12 protein-coding genes are annotated in these 15307 nt (G+C 33.4%); 8 read left to right on the forward strand and 4 right to left on the reverse strand.

Translation table 11 applies throughout. The features are described from left to right. The first annotated feature begins 252 nt into the window (after positions 1 to 252). Positions 253 to 1335, forward strand: coding sequence for a glycoside hydrolase family 53 protein (locus tag ACM55G_RS03530; protein WP_416842525.1), 1083 nt, complete (start codon positions 253 to 255; stop codon positions 1333 to 1335). A gap of 500 nt (positions 1336 to 1835) precedes the next feature. On the opposite strand, the gene ACM55G_RS03535 is transcribed toward ACM55G_RS03530, so the two are convergent. The 4 genes from ACM55G_RS03535 to ACM55G_RS03550 form a co-directional block, all read right to left on the reverse strand. After that, positions 1836 to 2816, reverse strand: coding sequence for a LuxE/PaaK family acyltransferase (locus ACM55G_RS03535; protein ID WP_416842526.1), 981 nt, complete (start codon positions 2814 to 2816; stop codon positions 1836 to 1838). A 160-nt stretch (positions 2817 to 2976) separates the two neighbouring features. After that, positions 2977 to 3315 carry a T9SS type A sorting domain-containing protein gene (locus tag ACM55G_RS03540; protein ID WP_416842527.1) on the reverse strand — a complete coding sequence of 113 codons (339 nt, stop codon included), beginning with the start codon at positions 3313 to 3315 and terminating at the stop codon, positions 2977 to 2979. A 119-nt stretch (positions 3316 to 3434) separates the two neighbouring features. After that, the gene (locus tag ACM55G_RS03545) at positions 3435 to 4625 is read right to left on the reverse strand and encodes a hypothetical protein (RefSeq protein ID WP_416842528.1); all 1191 of its coding nucleotides are present in this window, start codon (positions 4623 to 4625) and stop codon (positions 3435 to 3437) included. Between the two features lie 195 nt (positions 4626 to 4820). Further along, positions 4821 to 7622, reverse strand: a complete 2802-nt coding sequence (locus tag ACM55G_RS03550; protein ID WP_416842529.1) for a TonB-dependent receptor — start codon at positions 7620 to 7622, stop codon at positions 4821 to 4823. Positions 7623 to 7845: 223 nt separating this feature from the next. Here ACM55G_RS03550 and ACM55G_RS03555 point away from each other — a divergent pair, with 223 nt between their 5' ends. From ACM55G_RS03555 to pstA, 7 genes are all read left to right on the forward strand, one after another. Beyond that, positions 7846 to 8529 (forward strand): response regulator transcription factor, encoded by a 684-nt coding sequence (locus ACM55G_RS03555; protein WP_416842530.1) that lies wholly within the window; start codon positions 7846 to 7848, stop codon positions 8527 to 8529. Positions 8530 to 8592: 63 nt separating this feature from the next. Next, positions 8593 to 9717, forward strand: a complete 1125-nt coding sequence (locus ACM55G_RS03560) for an ATP-binding protein (RefSeq protein WP_416842531.1) — start codon at positions 8593 to 8595, stop codon at positions 9715 to 9717. A 146-nt stretch (positions 9718 to 9863) separates the two neighbouring features. Further along, positions 9864 to 11219 (forward strand): porin family protein, encoded by a 1356-nt coding sequence (locus ACM55G_RS03565; RefSeq protein WP_416842532.1) that lies wholly within the window; start codon positions 9864 to 9866, stop codon positions 11217 to 11219. 38 nt (positions 11220 to 11257) lie between these two features. Beyond that, the gene (locus ACM55G_RS03570) at positions 11258 to 12091 is read left to right on the forward strand and encodes a phosphate ABC transporter substrate-binding protein (RefSeq protein ID WP_416842533.1); all 834 of its coding nucleotides are present in this window, start codon (positions 11258 to 11260) and stop codon (positions 12089 to 12091) included. A 77-nt stretch (positions 12092 to 12168) separates the two neighbouring features. Next, positions 12169 to 13002, forward strand: a complete 834-nt coding sequence (locus tag ACM55G_RS03575) for a phosphate ABC transporter substrate-binding protein (RefSeq protein ID WP_416842534.1) — start codon at positions 12169 to 12171, stop codon at positions 13000 to 13002. Between the two features lie 78 nt (positions 13003 to 13080). Further along, positions 13081 to 14334: a phosphate ABC transporter permease subunit PstC gene (gene pstC / locus ACM55G_RS03580; protein WP_416842535.1), complete on the forward strand. Its 1254-nt coding sequence runs from the start codon at positions 13081 to 13083 to the stop codon at positions 14332 to 14334. A gap of 3 nt (positions 14335 to 14337) precedes the next feature. After that, on the forward strand, positions 14338 to 15282 hold the full coding sequence (pstA, locus tag ACM55G_RS03585) for a phosphate ABC transporter permease PstA (RefSeq protein ID WP_416842536.1): 945 nt from the start codon (positions 14338 to 14340) through the stop codon (positions 15280 to 15282). Positions 15283 to 15307: the final 25 nt, after the last annotated feature.

Here is a 15307-nt window from a genome sequence, read left to right on the forward strand (position 1 = left end):
TGTAAAGATTATCAAAACGTCCCAATACCAGAAATGGAAGGGCTTAAACAAAATGAAGAATATTAATCCTACAATATAAAATTATTTTTTGGTTAGTAGTTGAAAACCTGTAAAGTTTAAAATCTTTACAGGTTTTTTAATGTAGCCAAACAATTTTTTTTGTATTTTAATTTTTCAAAAAGTAGAATACTTTGTTAAAATCAAGGTTTTATTAATAAATAGTAGCTTTATTGTAGGCTTTAATAAATAGATATGAAAAAAATACTTGTACGATTAAGATTGACTTTCATAGCATTAATGACTTTGACAACTTCTTCTTGTAGTAATGCGCAAAATTCAGAAATAACTCCTACGGTGCCAACAGTCGCAACAATACCAACGAATCCGGCAACTTTTGCCTTTTCAAAAGGGGCAGATGTGGGGTGGCTACCGCAAATGGAAGCTACAGGATATAAATTTTATGATACTGATGGTTCAGAAAAAGACTGTTTACAACTGTTGAAAGACAGGGGAATTAATACTATACGTCTTAGGGTTTGGGTAAACCCTTCCAATGATAAAGCCAGTGGACATTGTAGTCCGGCAGAAACGGTAAAGATGGCAGTTCGTGCCCAAAAAATGGGAATGCGCATCATGATTGATTTTCATTATAGCGATTCTTGGGCTGATCCCGGAAAACAAACCAAACCGGCTGCTTGGGCTAAACATAGTTTTTTAGAATTATTAAATGATGTTTATCAGCACACTTTTGATGTATTGTATGCGCTAAAATCAGCGGGGGTAACTCCAGAATGGGTACAGGTGGGGAATGAAATTCCAGGCGGAATGTTATGGCCTGAAGGGAGTACTTCAAATTGGACTCAATTGGCACAATTACTCAATAGAGGATATGAAGCAACAAAAGCAATCAATCCCTCGATAAAAGTTATCATTCATGTTGATGAGGGAAATAACAATGCCAGATTTAGAACCTTTTTTGATAATGCCAAAGTCAATAACGTAAAGTATGATGTGATTGGTTTATCCTATTATCCGTACTGGATAAAAAGTGATTATACAAAAACCATTGCAGATTTAGCCAATAATCTCAATGATATGGTTTCCAGATACGATAAAGAAGTTATGGTTGTTGAGGTTGGAGGGGATTATACTTTGGTCCAAAACACACGTGACATGTTAGTTGCTGTTATTGATGCGATAAAAAAAGCACCCAATAATAAAGGGCTTGGAGTAATTTATTGGGAACCTGAAGGAGAGAAAAGTTGGAGCGGCTATCAATTAAATGCATGGCAATCTGATGGAAAACCATCATCGGCCTTAGATGCTTTTAAATAAATATAATTATTGAAACTTATGAAAATAAACACTAATAAAATTATTTTTTCACTGCTAATTCTCTTGATTTTTTCTGTTGAAAAAGCCAAGTCTCAATCGAGAGTAAAAGTCAATTTTGGTTCGGACTGGGAGTTCAAAAGAGAATAAAATTTTGGTAGCCAAAGAAAAACCATTTGTAAACGGAAACACTGATACCTTGTAACATCTCCGTTTGTTTTTAAATTGGATCAATTTATGAACCTAGCGTGCCGAAAGTTTGTTAAAGGAATAAAAGAGGTTTCAAATAGTGTAAAAACGCCTGAAAGTGCTGTAAAAATGGAATTGAGTTATGATATTTCGTAAAAAGCAATCAATCCGACGGTGAAGCAGGAATTACTACGATTATTCTTAAAATTAAGAATTTAATGAGTTCGAAAACGATAACAACATTAGTAACAAATTTGAAAGCTGGTACTGTGAAAATTAAGTAAGGCAGGAAATATTATGGAGCTGTTGTCATATTAAAGAACCATCAAGTTACAACCACGAATATCAGAATTATCAAAACGTCCCAATACCTCGAAAGAGTTGTTGGGATTTTTTTTGCCTAAATCCTGCGTGGCGATAAAAGAACAGGAATTGATATTAGCCAAATCGATTACGTTAATTCCTCCTGTTTTTCCGTTTTGAATGTAGGTCAAAGCATCTTCTGTATCGCGAATGAGGATTTGCATCCAAGAAGGGCATTCAAATGCGCCATTTCCTAAAGAATAGGCTTGTGATAGTAATTCGGTCATCCCATATTCAGAATGAATCGCTGTGACGCCAAATCCTTTACACAGTTGTTCGTGTAATTCTTCCCGAATTATTTCTTTTCGTTTGCCTTTCATTCCACCCGTTTCTATGATTATGGTGTTTTGCAATTGAAACGGGTGTTTTTCAATTAAATCTAATAAAGCATAAGTGACACCGATTAAAATGACATTTTGTCCTGCTTTATCTAAAGCAATTAGTTTCGTTATAAGTTCGTCATGATTGTGCAAATAAAAACCACTTTCCGGATGATTAGAAAGTGCAATCAAATCCTCAACCATGTAAATTAACGAAGAGCCTTCTCTTTCAAGATAAGAAGGAAGTAAAGCCAAGACAACATAATTTTCAATAGTTCCATAAAATTGAGAAAAACTTTTACGGTAACTTTCCTCATATATGGAAGCGTCAGTGACTAAATGCTTGCTAGTAATCATTCCGGTTGTTCCGCTACTGGTAAATGTTTCTTCAATTGCATCTGTATTAGAAACTACTTGATGGCTCTTGAAAAACTGAATGGGAAGAAATGGAATTTGAGATAATGATTTTACCTTTTGGATATCGACTTTTAGAAAATCGCAAAATTCCTGATATACCAAATTGTTTTCGTATTGAAAACGAAACACTTTTAAAGCTATTTTTTCAAATTGCTTCTGGTTTGAAATTGCAAATATATTGGTAGTTGGAATCAAGAATTTTTTTTACAAAAGTAAGTAAAATTTTTGTAGGCACTTAAGCAATCAAAGTCTTTGCACGCGCTTTATTTAATTTGGTAAAAACCAGCAGCCTTTATTATAAAAAAAGCCCCAACAGAGTTGGAGCTTTTAAATTTGTCAATAATTATTATTATTATTATCGCACAATTAATTTTCTAGTAGCAGATGCATCATTTTCATTTATTTTGATGATATAAACACCTGGAGTTAGATTTGATACATTTAGTTCTCTTGAACTAATCAGTGTTTGGAGTACTTTTTTTCCTAAAACATCAAAGATAATTATTTCCTTATCTAATTCGTTTTTTGAAGAAATGTAAACCTTACCATTGCTTACGGGATTTGGGTACAAACTTAGACCCTCTATCGAAGCAGTTTCTTGTGTTCTTGGCTGTTGCTTATTCTCTTGAGCGGAGAGGCTCATCGAAAAGAAAAAAACCAATAAGATAGTACTATAAAAGTAGTTTTTTGCCATGATTAAAATTTGTTATGTAAATATATAAAAAATATTTCAAATATTGTACCACAAAAAAAAACACCTCTCATAAAAAAGAGGTGTTTAGGTAATTTATTTTATTCTTTTTAGTTCAAAAACTATTTAATCAAGCTTACGCCACCAACTGTTGACCATGTACCGGCAGTTAATGAAGCACCTGTCGCAGATGTACTAGATGTAAAATAACCAACTGGGAAATTAACTGTAATTCCAGAAGTCGCTCCTACAGGTATAATTTGTGAAGTTGAAGAGATGGTTACATTAGTTAATTTTATTTTTGATCCATTAACTTGATTAGTGTTTGTCGAAGCATCTTGAATTTTTACTGCAGCACCTTTGTAAATAGTTGTTCCTTCAGTATAGTCTCCGTATCCTGAGATAATGATATTGCTGTAATCTCCATTTCCTTCTTTTTTGAATTGGAAAGCATCAACTTGAACATCACCAGCAACTTCAGGTACACATCCTGCTTCTCTTTTTAAAGTAATATTAGTCACTTTTGGAAAGAAAGTATTGTTAATGTTAGAACATTCGATTTCCATTCCATAATTTCCTTTACCTGTTTGGTAAGCATACCAGTTAGAGTTGTTTTGACCTTGCCATCCATCTTGCCAGTCAAAAGCATCATCGTAGTTACCATAAGAAATAGCGTTTGTCATGCTTACAGTTCCTCCAAAAAATTCATATCCATCATCAGCACCTTTATAAGAAACCAAGTGATCTAATGTTGTTGCTGAACCTACTGAATAAAATGTAAATCCATTATTTTCTTTTGTTCCATCAGCTAATTTTGATCCAGCATATTCAACTCTGGCGTAGCTTAGTGAGCCTCCATTATGAACAGCATTAGCTCCTCCGTAAGACAATGCGTTTCCGTCTTCTGAAGTAGAAGTAGTAACCCCACCAATAGCTTTGATTGGCGCGTCACCGTACATGATGATTCCTCCCCATGAACCTGGAATTGCGGATGCTTCTGTAAATACAACTGGTTTGTCAGCAGTACCGTTAATGTTTAATTTTCCTCCGTTTAAAACCACTAATGCGTTGTCTCCGGTAGTTTTATTAGCCGTAATTATAGAACCAGCGTCGAAAGTTACCGTTACTCCTGGTGCAACTTTAACAATACCTTTTAAAGTATAATTTCCGTATGCAAAAGTTTTGTTTGCAGTTATTGTACCTGTGATTTCGCCTGTTGCTGGTGGTGTAACAGGAATTGGATTATCACTACTTGAGCAAGAATTTAGAAACAATCCTGTAGCAAGTGCTAAAGCAAAAATTTTAGTTTTCATAATTTATTGTATTGTTTATTGTTTTTTATTTTTGTCAAAATTACTCGGTAACTTTGTAAACTGTGTTAGCTCAATATTACATTACGGTTATCAAAAAATAATTTAAATGTGAAGAGAATGTTAAGAGTGTTACGGGAGTCTTAAGCATAAAAAAAGCCCTATAAATTAGAGCTTTTGGTTTTAATCGTATGTGTGTTAAAAAGTATATCCTAAGTTTATTGAGAACCCTCTTCCTTTTTTATAACTGTTTGTTATGGTTGAATTTTCAACTATAGTTGAAGTCCCGTTATTTCCCTGTTCGGATTTGCGTATAGGATCAAGTAGATTGTCAGCGCTAAATTTTAAATCAAAATGATTTGATAATTTACTGCTCCAAATAAAATCCAGCTGTTGAACCGGTAATTCATAAATATGGTCTAATCCACCAGTTCCAACTGCATAAATTCTTTTTCCAAATACTGAATAAACTAATGAAACGGTGTTGTTCCAAGTTTCGCTTAAGTCAAACTGGTACTTTAAATCAGAGTTGATGAGCCATTTTGACGCTCCTTGAAGTTCTCTGCTTTTAAATGTTTCGATTGATGTAGTAATATTACCTTCAGTATCAGTAGTTGTTGGCTTTACATCTACTTTTGTATGCATCAAAGAAGTGTTAAACCCAAAAGATAAATCGGATAAGCTTTCGTTTATTCTTGCAAAATCGAATAGGAATTCAATTTCTGCGCCATATAAAACCGCATTTTCAGAATTTAAATAAGTCGTGATAGTTGAATTCGCAGCATTAGAGATGAATGTTCTTTCAATAGGCTGATCTATTTTTTTACCAAACAATCCAAGTACAAAAACCTCTTTTGATGTTGGGAATAATTCGTATTTTAAATCAACATTATAGTTGCTACTATTTTTTAAAAATGGATTTCCTTTTGTCGAAGTTCCATCAGCGTTAATATATTCAATAGGATATGATTCCATGACTACTGGTCTCGTATATGTTTTTCCGGTGGCAAAACGTAGATTCGAATTCTCATTCAAACCGTATTTTACATTTAAAGCGGGTAAAACATACAAGTTGTCGTATTTTAAAGTTTTAAATGGATCTGAGAAGGAACCTTGAGTTCTATACTTTGTTTCTCTCATGGTGCTTTCTAAACGAATTCCACCATTTAATTCCCATTTTTCTCCAAATTTATAAACTAAGTTGGCATAACCGGCATTAGCACTTTCCTTTAATTTTGCTTGATACGTTGCATTAGAACTTTCTCTAAAACTAACAGCATTTGATGATATATAGCTATTTAATTGAGTGTCTACACTGTTCAGTGAGGTGGTGAAGCTGTTTGGCGCACTATTATTAATTGGTGTAATAAAACGATAGGATGATGTCATGTCAGACATGTTTCCATTATATCCAGCGGTAAAAATATTATTTTTTTCAGTTTTGCCAAATTTTAATGTGTACTCTGCTAATCCTGAAAAATAAGCATCACCAGAAATATCTAAGTATTGTTTGATGAAATTATTCCCAGCAACAGAAACTAAAATATCGTCTGTTCCTGATCTAGTTCCTGAAAAGAATTTTCTGTCCGGTTGCGCATATTTAGTAATCGCATACGAAACTGCGGCTTTTACATTTTGAGTTTTATCCTCATTCAATGCATATTCACCCAATAACTGGTTGTTTAAATAATTAGATTCGTCTAATTGATTGGTTCTAATTAAAGTGCTATTGTTGCTTGAGTTTGAATCAGCTACGCCAAATTGATCTTTAACTAAATTTTCAGTCGTTCTGATGAAAAGGGTATTGTATGAAAGTTTCAGTCTATCTGTAGTATAATTTAAGCCTACTAAAGAAGATAATGATGTTTTATAGCGGTATTCAGTGTTGTCAAAGTCATTTCTGTAAGTAAATCCAGAAGGGTTGTTTGTGAACGTTCTTTCAACACCGTTTCTAATCGAATAATTATTGTCAAAATTAATAGAAAGTAAATAAGAAAAAGTGTTATCATCTTTCAAATTAAATTTTTCTGAATGAAGAAAACCAATGCTTGAATTTAAAGGGCTTTTTATTGCTGAAACATCAAATCCACTTTTAAAAGATTTCAAAGATTGATCGGGAGTAAGTGTGTAGCTAGAAGGTATGTTGCCTAGTAATGTAGGAAGCTTTCTGTCGTTTCCCGTTAAGCCAAATAATCCTTTTGTAGAATGAGCATCTTTTGAAATTAAAAATCCTTCTAAATTGTTATTCATAGTATATCCAATTCCAACATTCAATTTAGTGACGCTTTTTGATCCCTTTGAAGTTTGTATATTGAAAGTTCCACCAGCAAAATCTCCATATATGTTAGGATTAAAAGTTTTGTATACTTCGATAACACCTACTATATCAGTAGAAAATAAATCTAACGGAATAATTTTTTTGAAAGGATTGTTAGTTGGAGCAGCAAGATCGTTTATCAGTAAGTTGTTGTATCGGTCTTCCAGTCCGCGTACAAATAAACCTCTTGACCCTACTTTTGTAATTCCTGTTATTTTAGTAAGCCCTTCCTCTACATCGCTAACTCCTTTACGAGCCATTTCTTGCGCACCAATGCTTTGTTTTATTACAACTGCTTTCTTTTGGTCGAGTAATAATGCAGTTTCTTTTTCTCTGTTTACATTGGATTTTATAATAACATCGTCTAGTTTATAACTTCCGGAACCAATAGCTTGGTTTAAAGTTACAGTTTCATTTGCAACTATAGTTACAGGAATTTCCACAGATTCATACCCTACAAAACTAAATTGAACTGTATAATTTCCGGCTGCCATAATGATAGAATATTTACCGTCAATATCAGTATTGGTCCCTAAAGTGGTTCCTTTTATAAGTACGTTTGCAAAAGGCAATGATTGGTTGTTAGCATCTTTATCACTTAAGATTCCAGAAATAGTACCTTTATTCTGTGAAAAAGAAAAAGTTGTAATTAACAATGCTATAAACAATATTCTAAATTTCATTTTTGTGTTTTTTATTTTTATGCAAAGTAATGGCTGTTTTGTAAAGTAAAAGTTAGTGGATCATTATCATTTAGTTTCGTGAATATTATTAAATCGTTAACATATTAAATTACGGTTAATGTGATTTCTAAACGGTTCTTTTATTGTTACATTTACAATCGGAATTGAAAATCACTGAGCATTTCAGGCGTAAATTCTATCAGATTAATATAATTTTTCTATCATGAAAAAAAGAAACACAAAGATTTTACTAGTTGATGATGAGCCGGATATTTTGGAAATTGTAGGCTATAATCTTACTCAGGAGGGATATCAGATATTTACGGCATCAAACGGTAAAGAAGCTATTATAAAGGCCAAAAAAGAATTACCTGATTTAATTATCATGGATGTGATGATGCCTGAGATGGATGGTATGGAAGCATGTGAGAATATTAGAAAAATACCAGAACTGAATAATGTCATTATTACTTTCTTAACAGCAAGAAGTGAAGATTATTCTCAAGTAGCTGGTTTTGATGCAGGTGCTGATGATTATATTACAAAACCAATTAAGCCAAAACTATTAGTAAGTAAAGTAAAAGCCTTGTTAAGGCGCTTGAATGAACAAGAGCAAAATAGTGAAACGCTTAACGTAGGAGGAATCGAAATTAATCGCGAAGAATATAAAATAAGAAAAGACAATGTAGAAATTGCCTTACCTCGAAAAGAATTTGAATTGTTTTATTTACTTGCTTCAAAGCCTGGAAAAGTATTTAAGCGCGATGAAATTTTAGATAAAGTCTGGGGTAATGAAGTCGTAGTTGGAGGAAGAACTATAGATGTTCACATTAGAAAATTAAGAGAGAAGATTGGGGAAGATTTATTCAAAACCATTAAAGGAGTAGGGTATAAATTTGAAGTGTAAGTCCTCTTTTAATAATAACAAATTGCAAAATTCAAATCGCTTTGAAAGCGAGGTGTGAAATCGATGAAAATAAATTTTAAGAAAACTTATAAGTTTGCCATAAAGTCTGCTTTATTCATTAGCCTTTTTGCTACTGGATTCGTCATGTTGATGGTGTTGTTATTCTTTGGTTCCAAAGTGACTAATTTGATGCTGTTTGGAATAGTTTGTCTCTTAATTATTTATTTATTTTCTTTTTTGGTTTTACAATATCGCGTCGAACGCTTTATTTACAGACGTGTAAAAAAAATATATGATGATGTGTCGCTGTTGGAATCCAGTACTTTTATAAATCAGCCCATTACTACTGATATGGAAACCTTGACGCGAGAAGTCAAGAAGTTTGCCACCGATAAAAAGCTTGAAATTGAAATGCTGCAGATTCGGGAAGAATACCGAAGAGAATTTCTTGGTAATGTTTCGCATGAACTTAAAACACCGTTATTTACGGTTCAGGGTTATATTTCTACTTTGTTGGATGGGGCAATGGATGATAAAAATATTAGGAAAAAATATTTAAAGCGTGCCGAGAAAGGTGTAGAGCGATTAATCTATATTGTGGAAGATTTAGATATGATTACAAAGTTGGAATCTGGTGATTTGAATCTGGATTTTTCTGAATTTGATATTGTAGAATTGATACAAAATGTTTTTGATTTATTAGAAATGAAAGCTGATAAGAAGAAAATTGCATTGGCTTTCGAAAATTATTACATACAGCCTATTATAGTACATGGCGATAAAGACAAGATACAACAAGTCGTTGAGAATCTAATAGTAAACTCGATTAAATATGGTAAAGAAGGTGGTTTTACCGAAGTTGCCGTTGTCAATTTAACTAAGAAAAAGGTCTTGGTTCGAATAACAGATAATGGAGAAGGAATTGAGAAGCAAAATATTCCAAGGCTTTTTGAACGTTTTTACAGAGTAGACAAAAGTGGTTCCCGTTCAGAAGGCGGTTCAGGTTTAGGATTAGCAATTGTAAAACATATTATAGAAGCACATAAAGAGAAAATATATGTGGAAAGCGAATTTGGAATTGGATCTGAATTTTCCTTTACAATTGAAAAGGCAGGCTTAAAAAAGCCAGAATTAAATCCGGAAGAAATATATAGTAAAAGTCTTAAAATTAATAAATTAAAAAAATAGTAAGTCTAGAAACGATCATAAGTAAATCCTACAAATAGGATTAATAACTTTAGCGAAGCAATAATTTATCACCAACATAATAATTTGTTAACATTAGCTTAACATAACTGGTTCACCTTTGCAAAAAAATTAATCATATAGTAAAGATGAAAAAAATTTTATTTGCAGTGATAGTTATGGCTTCAATTTTGGCTAATGCACAAGATGTTAAGAGTGATACTATTAAATTAGTACCTGTTGATTCTTTAGAAACAGCCAGTATTGATTCAGTTAAGACAGTAAGTGTAGAATCGTTGAAAGAATCCCTTGATGAGCATTCCATGAAATTTTCAGGTTTAGAGGAAAGACTTTCTATAATGGATACTGATTTGGGAAAATTGACCAAAATTAAATTTTCGGGATATATACATGCGCAATATGAAATGTATAATTTTCAAGATAATATTGGACCCGGACCATCTACAACTCTTGTGCCAATAAAGAATACTTTTTTTATCAGACGAGCACGTGTAAAATTGACTTATGAGCCAGTTACTGGTGCGGTATTTGTAATTCAACCGGATTATGCATTTGATAAGGTTACTTTAAGAGATGCTTATGTTCAGTTAAATGATAAGTGGCTTCAAACATTCAAGTTGTTTTTAGGACAGTTTAATAGAACGAGTTATGAAGTAGAGTTTTCTTCTCGTTCAAGAGAATTATTAGAAAGAAGCAGAATGTCAGGAATTTTGTATCCACAAGAAAGAGACTTAGGCGCTAAGATCGAAATGGACTTACAAACTAAATATGAAATTCCGTTTAAGTTTCAGTTAGCCGTATTTAACGGAAATTATGGAGAAGGTTCTTTGACAAATAATCTGAGAGACGTAGATAACAAGAAAGATGTCATGATTAGAGGTGTTTATTCTTTTGCGTTTCCTTCTAAAGGTTTGGGCATTGATGTAGGAGCTCATACTTATTTAGGAAATACAGCAGTTTTGCAAGCTGGGACATTCAGCGATGCAAATAATAATAATTTCACAGCCAAAGTAGGAGATAGTTTTCAAAAAAGATGGTTTGGTGGAGAGATGAGAGTTTACTATGATTTTCTTGGCGGAATGTCTCTTAAAGGAGAATATATTTCTGGAACAATATCAGGAGAAAAATCAACTACAGCATTGCCTGTTGCGAATAGTAATCCTAGTTTTAATTTTAATGGCATCCGTGATTTCTCAGGGTTCTATGCGACTTTGGTGAAAAACATTGGAAAAAGTAATCAGGTTGCAGTTCGATATGACAGTTGGGATCCAAACAGACATTTAGCAGGAAATACAGTGACTATCAAAGAAGATTTGAAGTACAACAACTGGTCATTTTCTTGGCAATATTTTTATGATGATAACGTAAAAATTGTTGCGGGTTATAGTTTACCAATTAATGAAAAAAGTACCACAGTTGGTGGCGATTATATAAAAGACAAATTAGATAATACGTTTACAATTAGAATTCAAGCTGGATTTTAATGCAATAGATTAGATTTTAATACAAAAAATAAAATAAAATGAAAACAACAAAAATTAAATTAGCAGCTATTCTATTAGTTGTTATGGCGGTAGGATTTTCTTTTACCTCATTAAATAAAATAACAGTGAAAGGTTCTGATACCATGGTCATCTTGTCACAAAAATGGGCTGAGGTGTACATGCAAAAACACCCAGGAACAACTATTCAGGTTACTGGTGGTGGATCTGGTGTAGGTCTTGCGGCTTTAATAAACGGTTCAACTGATATTGCAAATTCAAGTCGCCCTATCAAATCCACCGAAGTAGAAAAATTAAAAGCACGATACAGTACATTAGGTGTTGAGATTCCTTGCGCAAAAGATGGATTGTCAGTTTATTTAAACAAAGCGAATGGTGTTTCGGAACTTACAATAAAACAAATTGGTCAAATTTTTTCTGGAAAAATTACAAACTGGAAAGAAGTAGGTGGCATAGATGCCAGTATAAAATTGTACGGTAGAGAGAATAGCTCAGGAACTTTTGGTTTTTTCAAAGACAATGTAGTAAAAACTGATTTTTCGCCTAACTGTCAAACTTTGCCTGGTACTGCTGCAATTGTAAATGCAGTTAAAAAAGATAAATACGGAATTGGTTACGGTGGGGCTGCATATGCGGAAGGTGTTAAAGACTGTAAAGTTAAGAAAGACGATAAAAGTCCAGGAGTTTATCCAACTGCTGAAACTATAAGAAACAAAACGTATCCAATTTCAAGATATCTTTATATGTATTTAAAATCTAGACCGACAGGAGAGACTAAAGCTTTTGTTGATTGGATTTTAAGCGCAGAGGGACAAAAAATTATTACTTCGGTTGGTTATTTTCCTTTAAAATAATAAATTAATTTTCATCCCTTGCCAGCTATTCAGACAAGGGATATTTTTTGGTCTTAAATACCTAAAAAAAACAAAAAATGAAATCAGCAAAATTAAAATTAGTAGTTGCTTTATTGTTAGTAATGGCTCTCGGTTTTTCTTTTACGACTTTGAATAAGATAACGGTAAAAGGTTCAGATACAATGGTAATTTTGTCCCAAAAATGGGCTGAAGTTTACATAAAAAAACATCCAGGTGCTGTCATCCAAATTACTGGCGGAGGGTCAGGAGTAGGTTTAGCGGCTCTAATAAATGGTTCTACGGATATTGCCAATGCAAGTCGTCCAATAAAATCATCAGAAGTAGCAAAATTAAAATCGAAATACAAAACAAGTGGTATTGAGATTGCGTGTGCCAAAGATGGTTTGTCTGTTTTTCTAAATAAAGCAAATCCAGTTTCAGAACTTACGTTACAGCAGTTAGGTTATATTTTTTCCGGAAAAATCAACAACTGGAAACAAGTAGGTGGAGCGGATGCTAAAATTAGATTATACGGTAGAGAAAGTAGTTCAGGGACTTTTGAATTCTTCAAAGAACATGTGGTAAAAACTGATTTTTCACCAAAATGTCAAACGTTACCGGGAACTGCAGCTATTGTAAATTCAGTTAAAAAAGATAAATACAGCATTGGATATGGTGGAGCTGCTTATGCAGAAGGCGTAAAAGATTGTAAAATAAAAACAGATGCTAAAAGCAAAGGTGTTTTGCCAACTGCTGCTACTATAAAAAACAAGACCTACCCAATCTCAAGGTATTTATATATGTACCTTAAAGCCAAACCAACGGGAGAAACTAAAGCTTTTATAGATTGGATTCTAAGTCCTGAAGGCCAAAAAATTATTGTTAGTGTGGGTTATTACCCTATTAAATAATTATTTTTCAAATAGGAATCCTTATTTCAAGGAGTCGTGTTTTGTGTTGAAATACATATGAATTACTAAATAAATCAAATGAATTCCCAATTTCCAAGAAACCAAATTTTTACAAAAGAAAGTTTGAAAAAGCAATTCAGGCTTTCGGAGTTTTTAGCCGAAAAAATTATTTCAAGTGTTGCTTTTTTATCCATAGCAATAATTTTTCTAATCTTCATTTTTGTTTTTAAAGAATCACTTCCGATTTTTAATTTTGGGAAAGACAATAAATCAAAAACAGAAATAGGAACAACTTCTGATTCTGGTTCAAAACCAGAATCTTATGGTGCTGCACCTACTGAAGATTTAAAGCCGGAATCCTATGGTAGTGCACCTACAGAGGAATTGAAACCTGAAACCTATGGTTCAGAACCAGTAACTCAGGAAGATTTAAAGCCAGAAACTTACGGTTCAGAACCAGTAACTCAAGAGGACTTAAAACCCGAAACGTATGGTGATGTAAAAGCAGATTCTGCTATTGCATCCTCAGATGAAAAACCAGAAACGGTTGCAGCAGATAATGATGGAGCTGATAAAACGTGGAGTACTTTTTTCACAACAGAATGGGTTCCAGTTTCGGAACATCCTAGATTTGGTCTTTTTGGGTTGCTTATAGGAACTTTAAAAGTTACCATAATCGCCATGCTCATCGCAGGTCCTTTGGCAGTCTTGGCTGCACTTTATACTTCTTGTTTTGCATCCAAAAGAACAAAGGAGATCATAAAACCTATTATAGAAATGCTAGCGGCTTTTCCATCAGTGGTAATAGGTTTTTTTGCCTTGATGGTTTTGGCAACTTTTTTTCAAGATGTTTTTGGTTATGAATCAAGATTAAACGCTTTTGTCGGTGGAGTTGCTATGGCATTAGCAGCTATACCAATCATTTATACCATTTCAGAAGACGCGCTTTCTGCAGTGCCTAAAACATTTACTGAGGCAAGTTTAGCGCTGGGAGCTAGTAAATGGCAAACTGCTTTTTTTGTGATATTACCTGCAGCAACGCCAGGAATTTTTGCTGCGTTACTCTTAGGAATTGGAAGAGTTTTTGGAGAAACTATGATTGCATTAATGGCTACAGGAAATGCGGCTTTATTGTCTGCTAATCCTTTTGAAAGTGTACGAACTTTTGCAGCTACAATTGGAGCTGAAATGGCTGAAACTGTTTTTGGAGAAACCCATTATAGTGTGTTGTTTTTTATTGGGTCATTACTTTTCATTTTTTCTTTTGCATTAAATGCCGTTGCTGAGTTTTATGTAAAAGGAAAGTTAATCAAAAAATTCCAAGGGAAATAAATCATGAACACAACAATAAACGAAACAGAAAACTCTTTTTTTGCAAGTAAGAAAAAGGGTTCAGATATAAAAGGAAAATTAATTATTGGAATTACTCAATTAGCTGTTGTGCTAATTATTACAATTCTTTTTATTATACTGGGAATTATTATTTATGAAGGACGTGCAAAATTTTCATGGGAATTCATCAGCTCATTTCCAACAAATGGAATGACAGAAGGAGGTATATTTCCTGCTTTAATAGGGACCTTTATATTGGTTGTTGTCATGTCTATTGCTGCAGTGCCTTTCGGGACGATTACAGCGATTTATTTGACAGAATATGCGAAGGAAAATTCAAAATTTGCAGCTGCAGTTCGATTTTCTGTGCGAACATTGGCCGTTGTACCTTCAATAATATTTGGTCTTTTTGGTCTTGGATTTTTTATCCAATTTGTTGGAGGTGGAGTCGATAAAGCTTTTAATGGTGGTGAACTCCATTGGGGGCAACCCAATATTCTTTGGGCAAGCCTTACCATGGCATTACTTACTTTACCGGTGATTATTGTTTCTGTTGAAGAAGCACTAAAAACGATTCCCCGTGAATTGCGTGAGGCAAGTTTAGCATTAGGCGCAACAAAATGGCAAACAATAAAAAATGTGGTACTTCCAGGATCTATTTCTGGGATTATGACAGGTACTATTTTGGCTGTGAGCAGAGGTGCTGGAGAAGTAGCTCCTATTTTATTTACGGGTGCAGCGTATTACCTAGCGACTTTACCTGGATCTTTAAGTGACCAATTTATGAATTTGGGATATCATATTTATATTATGGCAACTCAATCTTCTGATGTAGAAAAAACAATGCCAATACAGTTTGCAACAACATTAGTATTGTTAATCCTTACTTTATCCTTAAACTTAGTTGCAGTAATTATTAGATCTAGAATTAGAAGAAGAGCAAAATAATTTTAAAATCTACCTGATAAATTAT

Origin of the sequence: Flavobacterium algoriphilum, assembly GCF_048158655.1 — a bacterium.
In the GTDB taxonomy this organism is placed as follows: domain Bacteria; phylum Bacteroidota; class Bacteroidia; order Flavobacteriales; family Flavobacteriaceae; genus Flavobacterium; species Flavobacterium algoriphilum.